We start from the raw sequence: 19431 nt of genomic DNA, 5'->3' as shown, positions 1-19431 counted from the left end.
ATCCATCCTATAATTCCAGTAAATAACACCGCCAATGCCAATAATGAAGGCAATCTTTTCAAGTTTCCTCTATCAGTACTTATCTCCCCTCTCAGCGTTACAATAATTAAATCCTTATAATAATCATTTCTATTGTGGTCTTTACCTGTCAACATAAGGAAAAGATCTCCTGCATGCACCTTAGTCTCACCAATATTACCTTTCAGTTGCGTACCGTTGCGGTGAATTGATATAATGGAACCTTGGTATTTATTCCTAAAATCACTGTCTTTTACTTTTAATCCTATCAAGGAGGAGGACGTAGGCACTACTGCCTCAGTCAACTGAAAGAATCCATAATTAGATACATGCCCATCTTCAGGTAGACTTAAGCCGTTTTCCTCTTGAATTAATTTTAAAATAGCTTCTGAGTTTCCCGCAAAAAAAAGTTTATCGCCCTTTTGTAAAATCTCATTTGGACCTACAGGAGAAATCTCTTTTTTCCCCCTTCTAATTTCGGCAAGGAAAATCTCTTTAAGTTGCCTTAACCCAGCCTCCTTAACCGTTTTATCATGCATTTTAGAATCCATGGGCAAATAGGTCTCCACCAAATATTCATTCAAGTGATCGATAACTTCACTTTTATTTTCTTCCCTTGATGGCAGTAAATAATTAGAAGCAATACTCAAATAGATCATGCCAATGGTGGCCACCAAAACACCCAAATAAAGGAAATCCTCGAACCCTAACATGGGGTAACCAAACTGGCTAATTAAGCCGTTCAACACCAGATTCGTAGAAGTCCCTACCACAGTGATCATCCCTCCTAAAATCGTCGAATAGGAAAGGGGGATCAAGAATTTTGAGGCCGGAAATTTATTCGTTTTGGTCCATTCCTTTACATAAGGTATCATGAATGCCACCACTGGTGTATTGTTCAAAATAGCTGAGAGGCTACTAACCAACAACATAAGTCGAATTCTAAATGTGCCTGGCTTTAGTTTTTGACTGAAGATTTTGAAGAAAAATCCAGTTCCTATATTTTGTTGAATACCTGAAGTCAAACCTATTAACAGAAAAATAACAATGATCTGTTTATTGGCCAGTCCCATTAAAAATTCCTCAGGGGTGATAATCTGCAAAACCAACAGTATAAAGACCGCTCCCAAAAAGGCAAACGAAGGCCTTAAGAGGTCCTTGTACAGCACAATTACCAGAATGATTACAATCGATATGGTTATCAGACCTGATGAGAGCATTAAAATTTAAATTTGTTGGTCATATCTTCGCCTTACAGGCCACTTAATTTATAGGGAAATTTCAAAAATTATAATCCTCAACGATACTATAATTTTGAGGCAATTAAGTGTTGTAAACATTTTAAATTTATCAAAGGTAGTGAAAATGTATTTTCGGCAATCAACATCTAAAGGATCATCTAACATATAATAAATGATTCACATAAAGGGTGATAAAAATATAAAAGTAGTCGTGCAAATAGTTAATTCAAAATTTTCAGATGATTATAAATCCTACTTTGAGGCAGGAATAAGCTTGATCAAAAATCACGAAAAACGTAATAGTCTTGCAAATTGATAGGGAAACTATGGTTTTACTTTGGGAAAGGCAAGAATTGTAATTAAATAATTGCAAGATTTCAATTTCCTCAAAATGAAAATACCCCTGGAAACGAAATATTATTAAGCTAAAATTTTTTTCAAAACAAGCTGATTATTAGAAATGAAAGCTTAATCCAAAGAAAAGGGAAGTTCAAAATCAACCTTCTTCCAAATGAAAACCTTCACCTTTCAAGTAATAATTTTTAAAAGATACCTCCCAAATTGTTATCTTAGGCACATGAAAACATCTGTATTATTTCTTTTTACTATAGTAACAAGTGTAATTTTATCCTCCTGTTCAACCGAGGAAAAAACTTCTTTTAGTTTTATGGCAATAGGAGATGTTCCTTACCATTTACCGGAAGACTTTGAAAGATTTGATCGGATGATCACTCAAATTAATGAGGCTAAGCCTGCTTTCACAATTCACGTAGGTGACATTAAATCAGGAAGTGTTCCTTGCTCTGATGAATACTACGGTAAAATAAAAGAATACTTCGACACCTTCGATGAGGCCTTGATCTATACGCCAGGAGACAATGAATGGACAGATTGCGACAGGGAGTCGTGCGGAAGCTATGATCCTGAAGAAAGGTTGGATAAATTAAGGCAATTGTTTTTCTCCAATAACTTTAGCCAAGGACATCAGCCCATTGAACTCTCAAGGCAAAATAAAGTTGAAGGGTTTGAGAAATTCCCTGAAAATTCCACCTTGCAAAAATCTGGTGTAACATTTGGCACCTTACATGTTATAGGTTCTAACAATAACTTTCAAAGTGGCGAGGATGCCCTAAATGATGAATTTTATGAAAGAGAATTGGCCAATAATTTTTGGTTAGAATCCCTTTTTAAAACGGCAAAGAAAAACAAAAGCATAGGCCTGGTTCTCGTTTTACATGCTGGATTAAACTATAACAACAAAGATGAAAAGAATGGACATGCCAGCTTCGTCTCCTTGCTTAGGGAACAAGTGCAAGATTTTGACCAACCTGTTCTGCTTTTATATGGAGACCACCACCACTTTATGATGACCAAACCTTTAATGGATAAAACCGGTAAAACCATCACTAATTTTACTGCAGTTCAAGTCTTTGGAAACCACGACATCCATTCAGTAAAAATCGAAGTTGCCCCTGAAAACCCCAATTTATTTTAATTGATCCTTTTTATATCAAAGGTAACTAATCGGGTTTTTGATTGTTAAAATCCTATATCTGAGGAATTCTGATTAATTATGTGAATATTTTCACTAATACATGTGAGTTAATGTATTTTTTCATCTAACTTTCCTTACTTTAGTGTAAGTAAAGAATGTCGATAAAAATATTTCCTGATGAATAGATCCTTAATCCTTGCCTGCTTTTTGTGTCTTCTTTTTTCTATAAATCTAAAAGCACAAAACCTCAGTATCGTTCCTAAACCTGAATCCATTGAAATGGGTGATGGCCACCTTGTATTAAAGAAGGGATCAAATATCGCAGCTTGGAGTGATGATACCAGAAAATCAGCAACAATTTTCAATGACCTGCTACAAGCTAAAGCCGGTTTTCGCTTGCCTATAATAATAGCCAACGCCCAAAATGAGGCTGCTATAGTACTCGAGGAGATTCAAGATCCTGAAAATGCCGAAGGTTATTCAATGCAAATCGATAGCAAACAAGTCATCATAAAAGGTTCTACCAAAGGAATTTTCTACGGGCTCCAATCACTTTTTCAATTAATTGAAATAAATGGAGGTCAAGTTACTGTCCCACAATTAAAAATAGTCGATACACCTGCGTTCGGATACAGGGGTATAATGCTGGACGTCTCGAGACATTTCTCTAGCACAGATCAAATCAAAAAAATAATTGACTTGATGGGGCAGTTAAAATTAAACACGCTTCATTGGCACCTAACAGACGATCAGGGATGGCGTATAGAAATCAAAAAATATCCCAAACTCACGCAGGTAAGTTCGTGGAGAGATTCTACCATTATTGGCCAATATTATGATTTCAAACCATTTATTTATGATGGCAAAGCCCATGGAGGATATTATACCCAGGAAGAAGCAAAAGAAATAGTGAAATATGCTGCTGACAGGAAAATCACCGTAATTCCTGAAATAGAACTACCAGGGCATAGTTCTGCTATATTGGCTGCCTATCCGGAATTAGGAAGTTTCGATGTTTACGAAGGGATAGGAACAGGGAGTATAGCAGCAGTAAATGAGGATGGTAAAGCATATGACAATGATATCAACCAGAATGTACCTGGTTATTGGGGCGTTCATTATAACATTTTTGGCCCCACCCCTCAAGCATTTACTTTTCTGGAGGATGTACTTACGGAAATTATGGAAATCTTCCCAAGTGAATACCTACACATTGGCGGAGATGAAGTACCGAAAGACCATTGGAAAACATCAGAGATTGCTCAAAATGTGATCAAAAAAGAAAACCTCGCCGATGAGCACGAGCTACAAAGTCATTTCATACATCAAATCGAATTGTTTCTAAATAAAAACAATAGAAAACTGATCGGATGGGATGAAATTCTCGAAGGAGGACTTGCCCCAAACGCAACAGTTATGAGTTGGAGAGGAGAAAAAGGTGGTATTCAAGCTGCTAAAATGGGGCACGATGTTATCATGACCCCCAATAGTCACATGTATTTTGATCATAGCCAGGGGGCTGACAAAACAACAGAACCTTTGGCTATAGGAGGCTTCTTGAACTTAGAAAAAGTTTACAGTTATTACCCTATTCCAGGTGAACTTACGAATGAAGAATCAAAACATGTATTAGGCGTTCAGGCCAATTTATGGACTGAATACATTCCCACCAATAACAAATTGGAATATTTTTTATTCCCAAGAGCGTTTGCTTTGGCTGAGGTTGCCTGGACAAAGAGGGAAAACAAGGATTTCAATTCCTTTAGCCTTGAAAGATTACCTAAAAGGCTTTTAAGTCTTGAAGAAAACAATGTTTTTTTTAGGATACCAGAGGCAATTGTAGCCATTAGAACAGATGAAACTAGTGGTAGATACTTAGTAGAAATTCATCCAATGGTTGACAATGCCAGTGTCTTTTATACTTTTGACGGACACAAAGCAGATCAAACAGCAACACATTATAATGGTCCTGTTTTAGCCCCTATTGTGGGAAAAGACCAAGGACCACTCACCCTTCGCTATGTTACCATCACACCGGGTGGCAGAAGCAGTAATGAATTTAGCCTAACCGTAGAATAAAAGCATTAGAAATTAAATGGATTTTTTATGGGGTTTATAGGAATAGAGATAGCAGAACATTTAGAATTTCTTTATGGCTATCCAGTAAAGTAAAACCGCATCAAAAACGGCATGGGCAACCATTGCTGAAAGAATCCCTGCTCTCTCAAAGAGATAACCCAATAATGCTATAAACAGAATCATCACCGTCCCATATACACTTATCCTCCAATTCCAGGGGTTGAGGTACCCATGAATTAACACAAAAAGAATAGCTGTTACCCAAAGACCAAGGAAAGGTTGGATTCCAGCTCTAAACAAAAGCTCCTCTCCTACTCCAGCACAAATGGAAATAAAAATAATCCCTTTTATTGTCCAAGGCCAGGTATTGATTAGGGCATTGTATTTTTGCTTCTCCTTTCTAAAGAAAGGCGCATTGATGATCTTTAAGGAAATAAAAGCCCCTACAATTCCAGACAATAACCCAGCAAACAGTTGGTTAGGTATTGACCAATGCCCCTCAAATAAATCTATCAGGCTGGTTTGTTGAAAAAAATACACCAAGGAAAGGCCTGCCAAGCCAAAGCCCAGAAGAGTGGCCCACCCCAGTATTGACATTTTTATATTCATATAACTAAGTCTATATTTTAACCCGAAAATTTAATACCACTTTATCAAACAGCGCCACACCCTTCAATTCAGGATTAAAAAAAAGAAAAGTACCAAAGAAATATCTTTGGTACTTTTCAAATTATAGCTTACTGCCTCAGGAATTAAGCATTAAATGTAATATTCAATGAAATAGGAACTGAACTCAATGCTTGACTTATCGGACAGCCTTCCTTAGCGGCATTGGCCAATTCTGTAAACTTCTTCTCATCCATACCAGGGACTTTACCTGTCAAGTTCAAGACGATCCCAGTGATGGCAAAACCTGCATCACCTTTTTCAATGGTGACAGTAGCGGTAGTATTTAATTCTTCCGCTTCCAAATCTGCTCCAGCGATCTGAAAACTTAACGCCATATTGAAACAACCGGCATGAGCGGCTGCAATCATTTCTTCTGGATTAGTCCCCTTTGTTCCATCCTCATTCTCAAACCTAGTCTTGAAACTATAGGGTGACTTGTCAAAAAATCCACTTGGTGACGACAGGGTTCCACTGCCATCTATTCCGGTACCTTTCCAAATTGCTGTTGCTTTTCTTTTCATCTTTTTAGGTATTGATTGGTTTATAGTTTGTTCTAAAATTTCATTAATCAAGGTATTAATTATCTACCAAAAATACTAAACCTTTTGTCCCATGGACTTCAGTTCAATTGGACCTAATCAAGCAAAAAGAATGCCTAAGCACAAACAAGGAATTATCAATGTATTTTAAAGACAAAGAGTAGGTTAATGATACAAACCCTATTCATGCCTGTACTTTACTTCAATCAAAACAGGCGTTATCTCATCTTCATTTTTATAAAATCAGCTAAATACCTGCTTTTAATATTCAATATTTCAGAATAATACAATTATGAAGTAGCGGCAAAACATACTACTACCCTAACATAGTGGTTGCAAGTCCAGTTAAGTTTCTTCTAGGTTGCTGAAGATATCTTAATCAATAGACTTTAAGGGCCACCGTTACCTCCAACTCGACCTCCTCACCTAACAAACTTTCAATATCTTCCTTTATAATATCCAATTGCCCCTTATCGAGCGCTCCATCTGCCACAATTTTCACAGTGAGCCTAATCGGATTGATATTTCTAACTGAAATATCTCTCAAAATCACCCCATTATTAGTGTATCCGTTTAGTTTGGATATAATATTGTTCTCCCTTACCATGTCCATAAAACCGAAAAACAATGGGAGACTAACCAAACCAACGACGATCAATGAATACAAAATCCCACGTCTGGCGAGTCTAAAAGGACTAAACCCTAGAAATAAAAAGGTCATTGCAGCGGCCATTACCATGCCTGCAAGGTTGGTTAAAAACAAAAGAAAAGCTCCCTGAAAAATATCCCAATCCATCCAACCTAAACCTATTCCTGACACCGCCAAAGGAGGCACCAAAGCTACGGCAATGGCTACTCCTGCCAATGTTTTTGATATTTCTGATTTTGCACTGGCATAAGCACCAGCTATCCCAGACCCAACAGCAATTCCTAAATCCAATAAATTAGGCCTTACCCTCGCTAAAATCTCATCATTGGCGATGTTTAATGGTGTAAGCCAGGTGATAAAAATGGCACATATATACCCAAGTAACACACCCCAACCTATGGTCTTTGAACTATTTAAGATCAAGGTTCGATCCTGTCTCAATACTCCCATGGAAAGCGAAATGATTGGAGCCATTAGTGGCGCTAAGATCATTGCCCCTATTATCACAGGTGCTGAGTTACCAAAAAGCCCCAAAGTAGCAATCAGGGTTGCCAAAAACATCAACACAAGATACACACTGGAAGTGACGGAACTGGACCTTAAATTTGAAAATAAATCTTTGAATTCCTCAGTTGTTGCATGGTTGATGAGCGGAAGTTTTCTTTTCAACAATTCCTCTCTGACGTCTCCTCGAGGCAGGGCTTCAATTTTAAAAACATCATCGCTGCCTCCTTTGTTTTCCATGTCTAGTTTTTGTCCAGGCACCATATTTAAGCCTCCTTTACAAACATCGACCTGCAATTGATCAGTGGACAACAAAATTCCATCCTGGGAATAATCTATCGCCTTATCTCCAGTTATTGTTATTGAGGAAGTTTTAATATGGGCAGCAAAAGGGGGTAATGTGGTATTGCCTTTTTTTCTAAACAGGCTGCTAAGCACAAACCAGAATAAACCACTGATACTTTTAGGCGCTAAAATAAAAGCATGCAGTTTTCCATCATTTATGACAGCGTGCTCTAAAATTCTCTTACTTAGAAGGCTACTCTGTGCGTGATGCACTATGATTAAGCCTATAGCTGCCGTATTAATTTCTTCCTGATTACCCGCTTTAATTTTGAAACTGTTTAACCTGGTATTTAAAAAAGTTTGAAAAAATAACTTAATCGTTGCCAGAATCTTTGCCAACCAAATCGCGCTACCGAGCCGCTCATTAAGCTCAATGATTCACCGATTAGAATTGTATTAAAAACGGGTACTCCATTCGCTTCCAGCACATCCACTTTTGCCACCTTCTCATCAAGTAATATATAATCAATATTTTCTTCAAGGTCAGATTTAATTCCAAAACCCTTAATTCCATGAATCATTTTAGGGTGTGGTAAAAGCGCCAACTCAAAACCTCTATCTAAGGCTACAATAAGAAAAGACTTTAATTGTTCATCAGAAAGGAACGTTATTACCTGATCACCTTCCTGTATTTCCTCATTTATAAGGTTAGAAAACGGGAAAATAGATTTTAGATTAGCTCCAAATGCTGGTACAATTGATTTTTGAACCTGATCTTCTTCCTTGCTATCGTAAATAAGTATTCTGCTTTTCATCAATTACCAATTAGTATTAACTTCATCAAATTCATGCCCAGTATCAAAAATGCTAACTTAAACAGGTCCTAAAATAGTTTTCAAGTTTTTCCACTTTTAAATGCCGCTACCAGTTAAATGAGGTTTCTCACCTAAATAAATATGGTTAATGGTTATCCCTATTTTTAATGCTATAAATACAGTTTAGGGTAAAGATAGAGAACCAAACCTGAGTCGTTTAAAGAAAGGTTAAAAACAGCTCTTTTAATTGCTCAATAGTTATAAATTAGTTTATTGTTAAACAAGGAAGTTTTTAATTTTTCAAATAAAAAAGATCAAAAACTGCCTGATCTGACAATGTACCCATAAAGTAAAAAAATCAAGTAAAATGACATTTTTTATTTAAGATAATTTTCCTCAGTTTTGTTACCCCCTAATAAAGGAGTATTCACGATTTTTCAACTTTCGTTAAAAGAAATTCAATGAATTCAGAGGCAAATGCTATATGGACTGAATGTTTGCGGGTGGTCGAAAAACACGTCAATGAACAGAGTTTTTCGACTTGGTTCAAACCAATAATTCCTGCACGAATTGATGGTTCTGTACTTACCATACAAGTGCCAAGCCAGTTTTTCTACGAATGGTTAGAAGACAATTATGTCGAAGTTTTAAAATTAGCCATAAAAACTATTTTAGGGGCCAATGGAAAATTAGAATATGCGGTAGTAGTAGACAAAGGTAACTCTCAAAACCAACCCTACATGGTGAGCTACCCACAGGGGGTTAATAGCTCCGCTGCTGCTAAGAAAAAGGAAAACCTGGCATCTGCCCACAGTCCCTTTGATCTTTCCAGTTTGGATGAGCAAACCACCTTACAATCCAATCTAAATTCAAATTATACTTTCGGTTCATTTATTGAAGGCGATTGTAATCGTCTGGCCCGATCCGCAGGGTTTGCAGTTGCCAATAAACCTGGCATTACCTCTTTTAATCCATTGATGGTTTATGGTGGTGTAGGTTTAGGTAAAACACACCTTGTACAGGCCATAGGCAATGAAATCAAAAATGGCCCGGAAGAGAAGTTTGTTCTCTATGTTTCTTCCGAGAAATTTGTCAACCAGTTTATGGATGGCATTAAAGATGGCAATATTAAGTCCTTCACTAACTTCTACATGCAAGTAGACGTGTTGATTATTGATGACATACAGTTTTTGGCAGGTAAAGGGAGAACTCAGGAAATGTTTTTCCACATTTTCAACCACCTTCACCAAAACAAAAAGCAAATCATCATGACCTCTGATTGTGCACCAAAGGATTTGATGGGCTTAGAAGATCGTCTATTGTCTCGTTTTAAATGGGGATTGACAGCAGACTTGCAAATGCCTGATTTCGAGACAAGAATAGCGATTATCAGAAAAAAAATGCAATCCGAAGGTATAGATATCCCTGACAATGTCATTGAATACCTGGCTTATACGGTAGATACAAATGTTAGGGAGCTCGAAGGAGTAATGATTTCTTTAATCGCCCATGCCTCACTAAGCAGGGTAGAAATCAGTCTTGAATTGGCCAAAACGATAATGAAAAACATCGTTAAGGACATTGAAACTGAGGTTAGCATAGAGTTTATCCAAAAATCATGTGCTGAGTATTACGGCATTAAGTTAGAAAACCTTAAAGCTAAGACGCGGAAAAAGGAAATCGTAATTGCCAGACAAGTCGCAATGTACTTTAGCAAGGAATTCACCAACCACTCACTCAAATCTATAGGGTACCATTTCGGCGGAAGGGACCATAGTACAGTAATTCACGCCGTTCAGGCAGTTAATGACTTAATGGAAACCGAAGTCTCTTTTAGAAATGCAGTACTTGAGCAGAAAAAACAATTCAAAATCAGGTCTTATTAATTGACGATTCTCATTGAGTCTGCCTTATCAGGAAATTTCAATGGGATTCATCGAAGGGGTATTTTTTAAAACTTGTTTGACCCATCGCAGTTTTCTCATAACTACCAATGCATGATTCTTGATAAATCTCTTTAAAGTGAGGGGAGTTAGGAGATAAATCAAAATCATCAATAGGCTGGTCAAAAAAGTAAACCTTGGTATTTCCATATTTTGTATGCGGCATATATTCCCCGTAGGTACGCATTTCTTCCCAATTTTTACTTTCCGTAAACACCGCGAAAATTCTAATCACAGGCCCTGTATTGTTTTCATTCCTGTATACAGCCAATTCCTTGTAATTCCCTTCCAGGTCTTTTACCCCTGGTTGACTTAAACTCTGGTAAATTATGATTAGAATAAGCGCACCAACAATGAAAGTAAGTAGATATATTATATTTTTTGATTTCATATGTCTCAATAACGATCAGAATCCATTAATTTAGCCAAAAATAGCAAGAATGGCATTCGAATACATTAAAGCCTTACATATAATTTTCATTGTCACCTGGTTCGCTGGATTATTCTATATCGTCAGGCTCTTTATCTACCAAACAGAAGCTTTGGACCGGCCTGAAAATGAAAAAAACATATTGAAACCTCAATTGGATTTAATGGCCAGTAGGCTTTGGTACATTATTACCTGGCCATCTGCTGTGTTAACACTTATCTTTGGATCATGGGTATTGTATTACAATCCAGGCTATTTGTCTATGCCATTTATGCATGCCAAGCTTGCTTTTGTTTTGTTGCTTTACCTTTATCATTTTCGATGTCATTACATTTTTAAGTCCTTACAAAATGGGGTTGCCGTCTGGAACAGCTCAAAACTTAGACTTTGGAATGAAATAGCAACACTGTTATTATTTGCCATTGTCTTTTTAATCGTGCTCAAAAGCTTAATAAATATGCTTTGGGGAATCACTGGTTTGGTCTTGCTGGGCATTACCTTAATGCTAGCAACCAAATGGTATAAAAAAGTACGGGAAAGGAACTAAACGGTGCTTTTCAACGTCATATTAATTAAAAAATAATGCTTCGATCCCTTTATTTAAATCTACTCATTTTAGGCGTTTTATTTCTAAATTCCTGCCAATCGAAATCAAACAATGACGCTTTACCCATCTTGGGAAATCGTCATGTAGAAGAGGTAATCGTTGATAATAAGCCGACAACAGATACGGTTTACCACACCATAGCCGATTTTAGTTTCACAAATCAGGAGGGAAAGCAAGTGACCAATGCCGATGTAAAAGGTAAGGTCTATGTAGCTGATTTCTTTTTTACCAGCTGTCCTACCATTTGTCCAATAATGAAAAAACAAATGTTAAGGGTCTTTGAGGCTTATAAAGACAATCCTGATTTCATGATTATGAGTCATACCATAGATCCAGAATATGATACTCAAACGCTTTTAAAGGATTATTCGCTTAGACTTGGCATTGAGGATGCAAGTACCTGGAATTTTTTAACTGGTGATCAGGAGAAGATATTTGAAATTGGCCAGACAAGTTACCTTACCACAGCCATGGATGACAAAAACGAACCTGGCGGTTTCTTGCATTCTGGCGCTTTTGTACTAATTGATCAAGAAGGAAGGATAAGAGGAGTTTATGATGGAACGAAAGAAACTCAGGTAAACTTACTTATAAAAGATATCCCCAAATTACTCGGAAAAAATAATGAAATCAGCAATAGGTAGCTTATTATTGATTATTTTCACTAGCTGTAGTAGTGCGGATACTAACGATCAAGAGGGTATTAATGGAATAGATGACCTAAAAACCAGGCAATATGCTATTCAAGGTCAACAACTTTATTTACAGCATTGTAGCAATTGCCACCAGGAAGATGGGACCGGTTTAAATAGGCTCATCCCTCCCCTAAGGCAAGCAGATTATATGATGAATGACGTAAATAGAACCCTCTACATTATCAGAAAAGGGCTAAATGGCAGTATTACTGTAAATAATGTAGAATACAATCAACCAATGCCTGGAAATAATAATTTAACGCCAATAGAAATCGCTCAAATAGGTACCTATATTTACAATATTTGGGGAAATGATTATGGGCTTATTACTCCCGAGAAAGTAAACGAAGCCCTTAATCAATAACTATCTTTACAACAAAGCCTCGCTTTTTTCTAAAGCCTGAAGAATTAAAGCTTTCACTTTTTCAACCTTAGTGAGCTGATCCTTCAAGTAAATTTCAGCCTCTTCATCTGACATTTCTTCAAGGTCAATCTCATATTGACGCATCCAAACAAACATTTCGTCATAGGCATTTCCACAATTCTCTGCAGCAGCTCTCAAATCCGCTATTTGTTTTTGGGACTCCCCTGATTCTTCTGATTTCTCGAGGCTTTCAGCTTTTTCATTTAACTTTTCTTGATGAGATTTCAAGCTACCTATCTTTGGCATTACTTCATCATGAACCAGAATTACCTGTTCTTGCAATAATTCATTTTGACTTTTCTTATTTCCACAAGAAAAAATTGAAACACTAAGTAAAATCAACAAAACAAATGATATCTTTTTCATGGCTTATAAAGGAAATTATCGTTATCTATTTTTGCCTTTTGGCAAATAAAATCAAATGTTATAAAAATAATGGGACAAAAAAATTTAAAACTGTAATTTTAACCGCTTGCCTATTCAAGACCTTAATAGCCTGTACAAAATTAACTGTAAAGTTAAAGGCGCCTAATACACCCCATCCTTCTACAATGATTCAAAGAGTCCAAGGCATCAAATTTGAAGTCCTAAATTTGATCACCCTTTTAGGGATTGATTAGCTCAGCTTCTTTGAGGATATACATCAATTTTTCTGGATCTTTCGAATTCAACACTAATTTACCCCTAACTTTTACCTTTTTAGAGGTGTACTTAACGGGTTCTTTTAGCATCACTTCCATAACTGTTTCTGGCCCTCCAGAACCACAGAAAAAACATTCGGCTAGAGGAAGGGAAGAAAGTATAATGTGCTCAGGTTTAAACATTCCTTCAAAAGGAATAATATAACCATCAGCTGTAATCTCTTTTCCTTCCATTTCAAGGGTTTTCTCGCCAAAAATCGGCACATACAATTCCCCAAAATCATCTTCTCCGATTTCATAAGTGACAAAGGAAAGGTTTTTCCAAACATTTTCCTGTTGACCAATGGCCGAAAATGAAATGAGTCCTATTACTAAAACTAAATGTCTCATACGCTATTAATTTTACCTGGTTAGTTGACCAGCAATATCTGTGCGGTAAGCATTCCATGCCGGAATAATGGAAGCAAGCAGCCCTACTAACAAGGAATATGCTATTATCCACCACTCTTTTTCCACAAATGCAAAAGCGGTAAGTCCTGAAATCACACCTTGTTCGTTTATTACAACCAATAAATAAATAAAAAGGTGTCCAAGAAACAAACCTAAAACCGCTCCAATAAAGGTGAGCATTACCCCCTCTAAAAGTATCATTAAAAACAGTTGGCTTTTAGCAGCTCCTATGGCGCGCATAACAGCCAAGTCGTATTTTCTTTCCTTAAGAGAATTGAATAAAGCAATAAATATTCCTAATCCAGCAATAAAAATGATGACCAAGGCCAGTCCCTGAATCAAGGATATTCCAATACCAAGCAATTCATAAAGTCTCGCAATTTCAAAACTTGGAGAGGCAGCTTGCAACGAACTTCTAGCATTAACCATTCGGGGAAGTTGTACTGCCGCTATTGGATTCCGGTAAGCAACCAGAACAGTAGTTATTTCTCTTGGTTCATCTGTTTTAGGGAATCCTTTTATTGCTACTTCCTGTTCCAATTTCTCATGGTCGTAAGCATCGTCATGTGAATACCAAATCGACTCAATACTAGTAAGTATGAGTTCGTCAATTACATTGTTAGCCGGAGCCAAAACCCCTACTATTACATAAGGGTGTTCATCATGCTCATGACTGGCAGAAGCTATACCGTGGGAACCAATAAAGGTATCCCCAACTTTAAAACCTTTCTCCTTTGCCACCTTACTTCCCAAAACTACCTCAAAAGGTTTGGCCCAGGCTTTTCCAGAACTAAAATTCACATTGTAAAGCTCAAGGTACTCATGATTGGAACCTACAATTCTGAACCCTTCATAATTATCTCCAAGTCCCATTGGAATGGCACTTTTTATGAGACGGTTTCTGGAAACTGCGCTGGCTTCATCTAAAGGGATATTGCCAGTGGGGAAATCTATGTGGTAAACCGAGGAGAGCACCAGTTGCAAAGGACTCCCTTTGGCGCCAATGACAAGGTCAATTCCTGCAGCATCTCTGCTCATTTTGTTTTCGAACTGATCCTCTATTAACAGTAAAACTGTTATTATCGATAAGCCCAGGGCAAGAAGAAGAATATTTAAACCGGTACTCAATGGTTTAGCCATCAAGTATTTCCAACTCAACTTAAAAATACTCATAAGCCGCTTGGATTGAAGGTTATACTGCGGTCAATGTGGTTTTTAATTCGCTGGTCATGAGTAACAATTATCAAGGCTGCCTGAAGTTTTCTCGCTTGATTTTTAAGTAGGTTTACCACTAAACCTGCATTTTCATCGTCCAAACTTGACGTAGGTTCGTCAGCCAAAATAATTTTAGGTTCATTTACCAAGGCCCTGGCGATAGAAACTCTTTGAGCCTCACCCTCACTCAAAGTTTGAATGCGGGCATGCTGCTTGCCATGAATTCCCAACTCTTTTAAATAATATAAAACCTTATTATCCGATGGCTTTTTGGCAAAAAAATAAGGTAAAGCTATATTTTCAGCCACCGTTAATGGTCCAAGAAGATGAGGCTTTTGAAATATTATCCCAATATGGCTTCCTCTAAATTTATCTAATTCATGCCCTTTCAACTTGTAAAGAGAAACACCATCAATCAAAATCTCACCCTGATGTGGAGCAAGCAAGCCTCCTAAGATATTTAAAAAAGTAGTTTTCCCCGATCCTGATTTTCCTAAAACCAATAGTTCATCTCCACCATTTAATTCAATGTCAGGGATATTAATTTTAGGCTGATTTCCATATGAAAACTGGATACCTTTGACTGTAATCATTCACAGTTATTTTTTTGCTGGGATCTCCAAAGTAAATTCTGTGCCTTTATTGACCCTACTTTTAAAGTTAATTTTCCCGCCGATGACCTCTATACACTTTTTGACGATAGACAAGCCTAAACCAGAACCTTCTCTTAACCCTACATTCTTGGCCCTAAAAAACCGATCAAAAAGCTGAGACTGTTCGGCTAAATTTATGCCAATTCCTTCATCTTTGATGTGTAAGAAAAGCGTGTCATTTTCATGTTTAACTTTGAAGTAAACCGAACCGCCATCTTTGGAATACTTTACTGCATTGGACAATAAGTTTTCTAGGATTTGGTATAACAAATCCATATCAGAGGTGATCATTTTAGGAAGTTTTTCAAACTCCACATTGATCTTAACGTCATTGTCTATTCCTGCCTTCACCATATCCACCACCTCATTAAGAAATGCGGAGGTATAAATCCTTACCGGCTTATAATTCATCTTATCTGCATCGGCTTTTCCGAAAAACAGGACGCTGGTCAGTAAACTATTAAGGTTTCGTACAGAATTTTCAATTTTATTGGCATGCTTGACCAATTTGGCTTTAAAAGGATGCTCTTTTTCAGCATACAATTTGAGTAACTGTGCGGAACTAAGTATGGAAGTCAAAGGCGTTTTAAAACCATGAGATACATTTTGCACAATTCTTGATTTTAATTCACTTAGCTCTCTTTCCTTTTCAAGTGCTTTTTGAAGTTCTTTATTGGCTTCGTTGAGGTCTGCGGTCCTTTTTTTGACCTTTTCCTCTAACTCGTTGTTTAAACTTTGTAATTCTTTCTCCTTTTTATCTTTAAATATGGCCAATTCAATAACCATATTTAATTCTCTTATATTAAATGGTTTAATGACATAGGCACTTGGATTGGTAACGGCAACCTTTTGTAGGGTTTCGCTATCAGAACTGGCAGTTAGGTAAACTACAGGAATATTATATTTTTCATTGATAATTTCAGTTGTCTTAATACCATCCAACTTCCCAGAAAGGTTGATGTCCATCATGACGATGTCTGCATGGTTTTTTTCAAGGATTTCCAATGCCATCTCACCAGAATCAGCCATTCCAATGATTTGGTGGTGGTTCTTTTCAAGAGCTTTTTTTAATAAAAGTGCCGAAACGGTATCGTCTTCGGTTATTAATATTTTAAGAGAAAACATACTTACAAAATTAAATAATAACGTGCCCTAAAATAGTCTATTTATAAAGTGGTAATGAAATTCTTACTAAAGTACCATTTCCTTTTTCACTTTCCACTTGTATTTGCCCATTTAATTTTTCAATTAAATGCTTGGTAATAGCCAAGCCCAAGCCTGAACCTTCAAATTTACGGCTAAAGCCTTTACTCTCTTGTTCAAATGGGAAAAACAACTTATCTAAGTAATCTTTACTAATACCTATACCTTGATCATGTACTTTTATGACCAATTGGTCTTCAATTTTCTCCACAACGACCTGGATCAACCCTGTTTCCGAATATTTAACTGAATTCCCTACTATATTATTGACAATAATTTGAAGGTATTTCCGTTCTATAGCTGCTTCAAACGGTTTTGTTAAAAATTTTGAAGTGACTAAGATACCTTTTTTTATCCCTATGGATTTATGATTTATCAATATTTTTGAAATAAAATCATTGACATTGGTATTTTCTAAAACAATATTTAGCTCATCTGACTCTAAAGAAGACAGGTCCAGGAAATTAGTAATGGTATGAAGCAGCCGTTCACCACTTTCTTTTATAATATTCAAGTGCTCTAAAAGTTCCTTATCCTCAGATCTGGTTTGAATAATGTATTCAGTACTCCCAAGTATCCCATTTAATGGCGTCCGAATTTCATGACTCATATTGGAGATAATATTACTTTTCATATGACTCACTTCCTCCGCCTTTTCCTTGGCAATTTTCAAGCCTTTTTCGTAAGCTTTTTTCTTTGAAATATCTCGAAAAACATTCAGAAACATAACTTTACCTTCGAAACTTTCCTTCATCTTTGAAATTGAAACTTCAATCTCTTTATCACCGGAACTTAGTGGCATCACAATTTCTCTGACGACCTTAATGTCATCGTTAAGTTTCATCTTCTCAGCAATCTCCTTTCTTATGGTTTCAAAAGTGTCGGAATTTGGAAATAAATACTGCAAACCATTTTCTTGCAGCAGTTTTTCACTTACATTTCCCATTGAGCAAAAAGCTGGATTAGCGGCCAACACTTTCCCTCCTAAAACAGAAAGCAACAACCCATCTTGGGAATTGTTCCAAACAAACTTGAAGCGGTCTTCCCTTTGGGCAATTTCTATGTTTTCTTTTGAAGGGTGCTTCTTAGAATTCCTCTATCTCTTGTTTGACGAACGAAAACACAAATACCACAAATTATAGCTAACAGAAAGATGACCACTATAAGCACAAACCAAAATTGATTGTAAATTGGAATTTCAACCATAAGTGGATCGGTCCCTGATTCAGGATAAACAGCCAATGCTGCCATCAAGGCCAATTGCTTTTTGTCTGAAGGCAGCTTTTTCGAATAAGCCTTTTTATTTCTGGAACTTTCCATAATTTCCCTTCCTTTGTGAGGAACGATTTACTTAAATTTTATAAAAAGCTTGTAGGTTAACAAAATCAATAACTTTAAAAGTTTAACGTACAATTATTTAGGTCTCGATCCTTTCCATTCAAGTTAGTTACTTGCTTTCGGTATCTCGATTATTTCAAATCTAACCAAAGGACAGAGGAAGTTAGCTAATCTTTTACCTGCCGAAAAACTATAAATGCTGTTTTGAAAACCTAAAAGGATCTTATCACCACTTTTTAGATTTCTAATTTTTAAATCTACCCAAATAAATCCCAATCCAACATTAAAAAGAGGTAATATTTGGTTGGTTAAACTACTTGCCCCCCTTATTTCTGTTTTAATATCACAATTTCGCCTCGTTTAAAAAAAAGCAAATAAACGCAAAAACAGTCTAGAAAAACTTATCTCATTGGAGAAGTTATCTCCCATAAAAATATAAAAAGTTATCCATAGTATAAATTTAATTGATATTGTTTGCCATTTCTTTTTGTGATCACTCTTTATCTTCTATTTTTGTAGCAAATTAATTAAAAGTAGACTTATGAGCGTATTGGTAAATAAAAATTCCAAAGTAATTGTACAAGGGTTCACAGGAACTGAAGGTTCTTTTCACGCCCAGCAGATGATAGAATATGGTACCAATGTTGTAGGAGGCGTTACTCCTGGAAAAGGTGGTAGTACTCATTTAGGCAAGCCAGTATTTAATACGGTTGAAGATGCAGTTAAATCTAAGGGAGCAGATACTACTATAATCTTTGTTCCCCCAGCTTTTGCTGCAGATGCAATTATGGAAGCTGCGGATGCGGGTATCAAAGTGATCATCGCGATTACGGAAGGAATTCCTGTAAAGGATATGATGAAAGCCAAGCCGTATGTTAAGAAAAAAGGAGCAATTTTGGTTGGACCTAACTGCCCTGGCGTAATTACTCCTGGCGAGGCGAAAGTTGGCATTATGCCTGGCTTTGTATTTAAACAAGGTCGAGTTGGTATCGTTTCAAAATCAGGTACCCTTACCTATGAAGCAGCTGACCAAATTACAAAAGCTGGATTAGGTGTATCAACTGCTATTGGTATTGGTGGTGATCCTATAATCGGAACATCTACAAAAGAAGCAGTTCAGTTGTTAATGGAAGATCCTGAAACTGATGCCATAGTGATGATCGGTGAGATTGGTGGTAATTATGAAGCAGAAGCTGCCCAGTGGATTAAAGAAAATGGAAACAAAAAACCTGTGGTAGGTTTTATCGCAGGACAGACAGCACCTCCAGGTAGAAGAATGGGACATGCAGGAGCAATTATTGGTGGCAAAGATGATACAGCCATTGCAAAAATGCGTATCATGAAAGAAAATGGCATTTTTGTAGCTGAATCTCCAGCCGAAATTGGAGAGGTAATGGCTAAAGCATTGGGTGTTGATGCTTAATTTAGCATTCCAAACACTTCACGTTTGAAGCAGTATTTTTATAAGGAGATCAATTGATCTCCTTATTTTTTTTGCCTATTACATAGGATTCCATCAGCAAGTTGTAGTAGCATCA

Annotated in this window: 20 protein-coding genes; 7 read left to right on the top strand and 13 right to left on the bottom strand. The window is 36.7% G+C overall.

The window, feature by feature from the left end; all coding sequences use genetic code 11:
- Positions 1–1238, bottom strand: a 1238-nt coding sequence (locus tag ADICYQ_RS10470) for an SLC13 family permease (protein WP_040415645.1), incomplete at its 3' end; no start/stop codon positions are given.
- A gap of 598 nt (positions 1239–1836) precedes the next feature.
- Between ADICYQ_RS10470 and ADICYQ_RS10465 the strand changes: the two genes are divergently transcribed.
- The gene (locus ADICYQ_RS10465; protein ID WP_051160169.1) at positions 1837–2754 is read left to right on the top strand and encodes a hypothetical protein; all 918 of its coding nucleotides are present in this window, start codon (positions 1837–1839) and stop codon (positions 2752–2754) included.
- 177 nt (positions 2755–2931) lie between these two features.
- Positions 2932–4833: a beta-N-acetylhexosaminidase gene (locus ADICYQ_RS10460; protein ID WP_020892313.1), complete on the top strand. Its 1902-nt coding sequence runs from the start codon at positions 2932–2934 to the stop codon at positions 4831–4833.
- Between the two features lie 60 nt (positions 4834–4893).
- Here the strand turns inward: ADICYQ_RS10460 and ADICYQ_RS10455 are convergent, their stop codons facing one another.
- The 4 genes from ADICYQ_RS10455 to ADICYQ_RS28490 form a co-directional block, all read right to left on the bottom strand.
- Positions 4894–5430: a CPBP family intramembrane glutamic endopeptidase gene (locus tag ADICYQ_RS10455; RefSeq protein WP_235114570.1), complete on the bottom strand. Its 537-nt coding sequence runs from the start codon at positions 5428–5430 to the stop codon at positions 4894–4896.
- A 155-nt stretch (positions 5431–5585) separates the two neighbouring features.
- Positions 5586–6023: an OsmC family protein gene (locus tag ADICYQ_RS10450; RefSeq protein ID WP_020892311.1), complete on the bottom strand. Its 438-nt coding sequence runs from the start codon at positions 6021–6023 to the stop codon at positions 5586–5588.
- Between the two features lie 397 nt (positions 6024–6420).
- Positions 6421–7878: a TIGR00341 family protein gene (locus tag ADICYQ_RS10445; RefSeq protein WP_235114568.1), complete on the bottom strand. Its 1458-nt coding sequence runs from the start codon at positions 7876–7878 to the stop codon at positions 6421–6423.
- Positions 7830–8294, bottom strand: coding sequence for a hypothetical protein (locus ADICYQ_RS28490; protein WP_020892308.1), 465 nt, complete (start codon positions 8292–8294; stop codon positions 7830–7832). The genes ADICYQ_RS10445 and ADICYQ_RS28490 overlap by 49 nt, the downstream gene beginning before the upstream one ends.
- Before the next feature lie 461 nt (positions 8295–8755).
- Between ADICYQ_RS28490 and dnaA the strand changes: the two genes are divergently transcribed.
- Positions 8756–10180 carry a chromosomal replication initiator protein DnaA gene (gene dnaA / locus ADICYQ_RS10440; RefSeq protein WP_020892307.1) on the top strand — a complete coding sequence of 475 codons (1425 nt, stop codon included), beginning with the start codon at positions 8756–8758 and terminating at the stop codon, positions 10178–10180.
- A 37-nt stretch (positions 10181–10217) separates the two neighbouring features.
- Here the strand turns inward: dnaA and ADICYQ_RS10435 are convergent, their stop codons facing one another.
- Positions 10218–10628, bottom strand: coding sequence for a hypothetical protein (locus ADICYQ_RS10435; protein ID WP_020892306.1), 411 nt, complete (start codon positions 10626–10628; stop codon positions 10218–10220).
- Positions 10629–10677: 49 nt separating this feature from the next.
- Here ADICYQ_RS10435 and ADICYQ_RS10430 point away from each other — a divergent pair, with 49 nt between their 5' ends.
- Genes ADICYQ_RS10430 through ADICYQ_RS10420 form a run of 3 tightly spaced genes read left to right on the top strand, consistent with a single transcriptional unit; the run spans position 10678 to position 12333 of the window.
- On the top strand, positions 10678–11214 hold the full coding sequence (locus ADICYQ_RS10430; protein ID WP_020892305.1) for a CopD family protein: 537 nt from the start codon (positions 10678–10680) through the stop codon (positions 11212–11214).
- A 35-nt stretch (positions 11215–11249) separates the two neighbouring features.
- Positions 11250–11918 (top strand): SCO family protein, encoded by a 669-nt coding sequence (locus ADICYQ_RS10425; protein WP_020892304.1) that lies wholly within the window; start codon positions 11250–11252, stop codon positions 11916–11918.
- Positions 11899–12333, top strand: coding sequence for a c-type cytochrome (locus tag ADICYQ_RS10420; RefSeq protein WP_040415643.1), 435 nt, complete (start codon positions 11899–11901; stop codon positions 12331–12333). The genes ADICYQ_RS10425 and ADICYQ_RS10420 overlap by 20 nt, the downstream gene beginning before the upstream one ends.
- Positions 12334–12339: 6 nt before the next feature.
- Here ADICYQ_RS10420 and ADICYQ_RS10415 read toward each other — a convergent pair whose 3' ends face one another.
- The 7 genes from ADICYQ_RS10415 to ADICYQ_RS10380 all read right to left on the bottom strand — a co-directional run bounded on the left by ADICYQ_RS10415 (position 12340) and on the right by ADICYQ_RS10380 (position 17875).
- A complete protein-coding gene (locus ADICYQ_RS10415) occupies positions 12340–12759 on the bottom strand; it encodes a hypothetical protein (RefSeq protein ID WP_020892302.1) in 420 nt (139 codons plus the stop codon).
- Between the two features lie 239 nt (positions 12760–12998).
- Positions 12999–13424, bottom strand: coding sequence for a hypothetical protein (locus ADICYQ_RS10405; protein ID WP_020892301.1), 426 nt, complete (start codon positions 13422–13424; stop codon positions 12999–13001).
- Between the two features lie 12 nt (positions 13425–13436).
- Entirely contained in the window at positions 13437–14657 is a 1221-nt protein-coding gene (locus ADICYQ_RS10400; RefSeq protein WP_020892300.1) for an ABC transporter permease, read from the bottom strand.
- Complete coding sequence (locus tag ADICYQ_RS10395) at positions 14654–15292, bottom strand: ABC transporter ATP-binding protein (protein WP_020892299.1); 639 nt, start codon at positions 15290–15292, stop codon at positions 14654–14656. Before ADICYQ_RS10395 ends, ADICYQ_RS10400 begins: the two co-directional genes overlap by 4 nt.
- 6 nt (positions 15293–15298) lie before the next feature.
- The gene (locus ADICYQ_RS10390) at positions 15299–16477 is read right to left on the bottom strand and encodes a hybrid sensor histidine kinase/response regulator (RefSeq protein WP_020892298.1); all 1179 of its coding nucleotides are present in this window, start codon (positions 16475–16477) and stop codon (positions 15299–15301) included.
- 37 nt (positions 16478–16514) lie between these two features.
- Positions 16515–17612, bottom strand: a complete 1098-nt coding sequence (locus ADICYQ_RS10385) for a PAS domain-containing sensor histidine kinase (protein WP_262485367.1) — start codon at positions 17610–17612, stop codon at positions 16515–16517.
- Positions 17613–17614: 2 nt separating this feature from the next.
- Positions 17615–17875, bottom strand: a complete 261-nt coding sequence (locus tag ADICYQ_RS10380) for a hypothetical protein (protein WP_020892296.1) — start codon at positions 17873–17875, stop codon at positions 17615–17617.
- Positions 17876–18434: 559 nt separating this feature from the next.
- On the opposite strand from ADICYQ_RS10380, the gene sucD reads away from it, so the two are divergent.
- Positions 18435–19316: a succinate--CoA ligase subunit alpha gene (sucD, locus tag ADICYQ_RS10375; protein ID WP_020892294.1), complete on the top strand. Its 882-nt coding sequence runs from the start codon at positions 18435–18437 to the stop codon at positions 19314–19316.
- Positions 19317–19431 lie beyond the last annotated feature (115 nt).

The organism is Cyclobacterium qasimii M12-11B, from assembly GCF_000427295.1.
Lineage (GTDB): Bacteria > Bacteroidota > Bacteroidia > Cytophagales > Cyclobacteriaceae > Cyclobacterium > Cyclobacterium qasimii.
The sequence above is the reverse complement of the archived record's forward strand: the minus strand, read 5'-3'. Positions and strand labels throughout refer to the sequence as shown.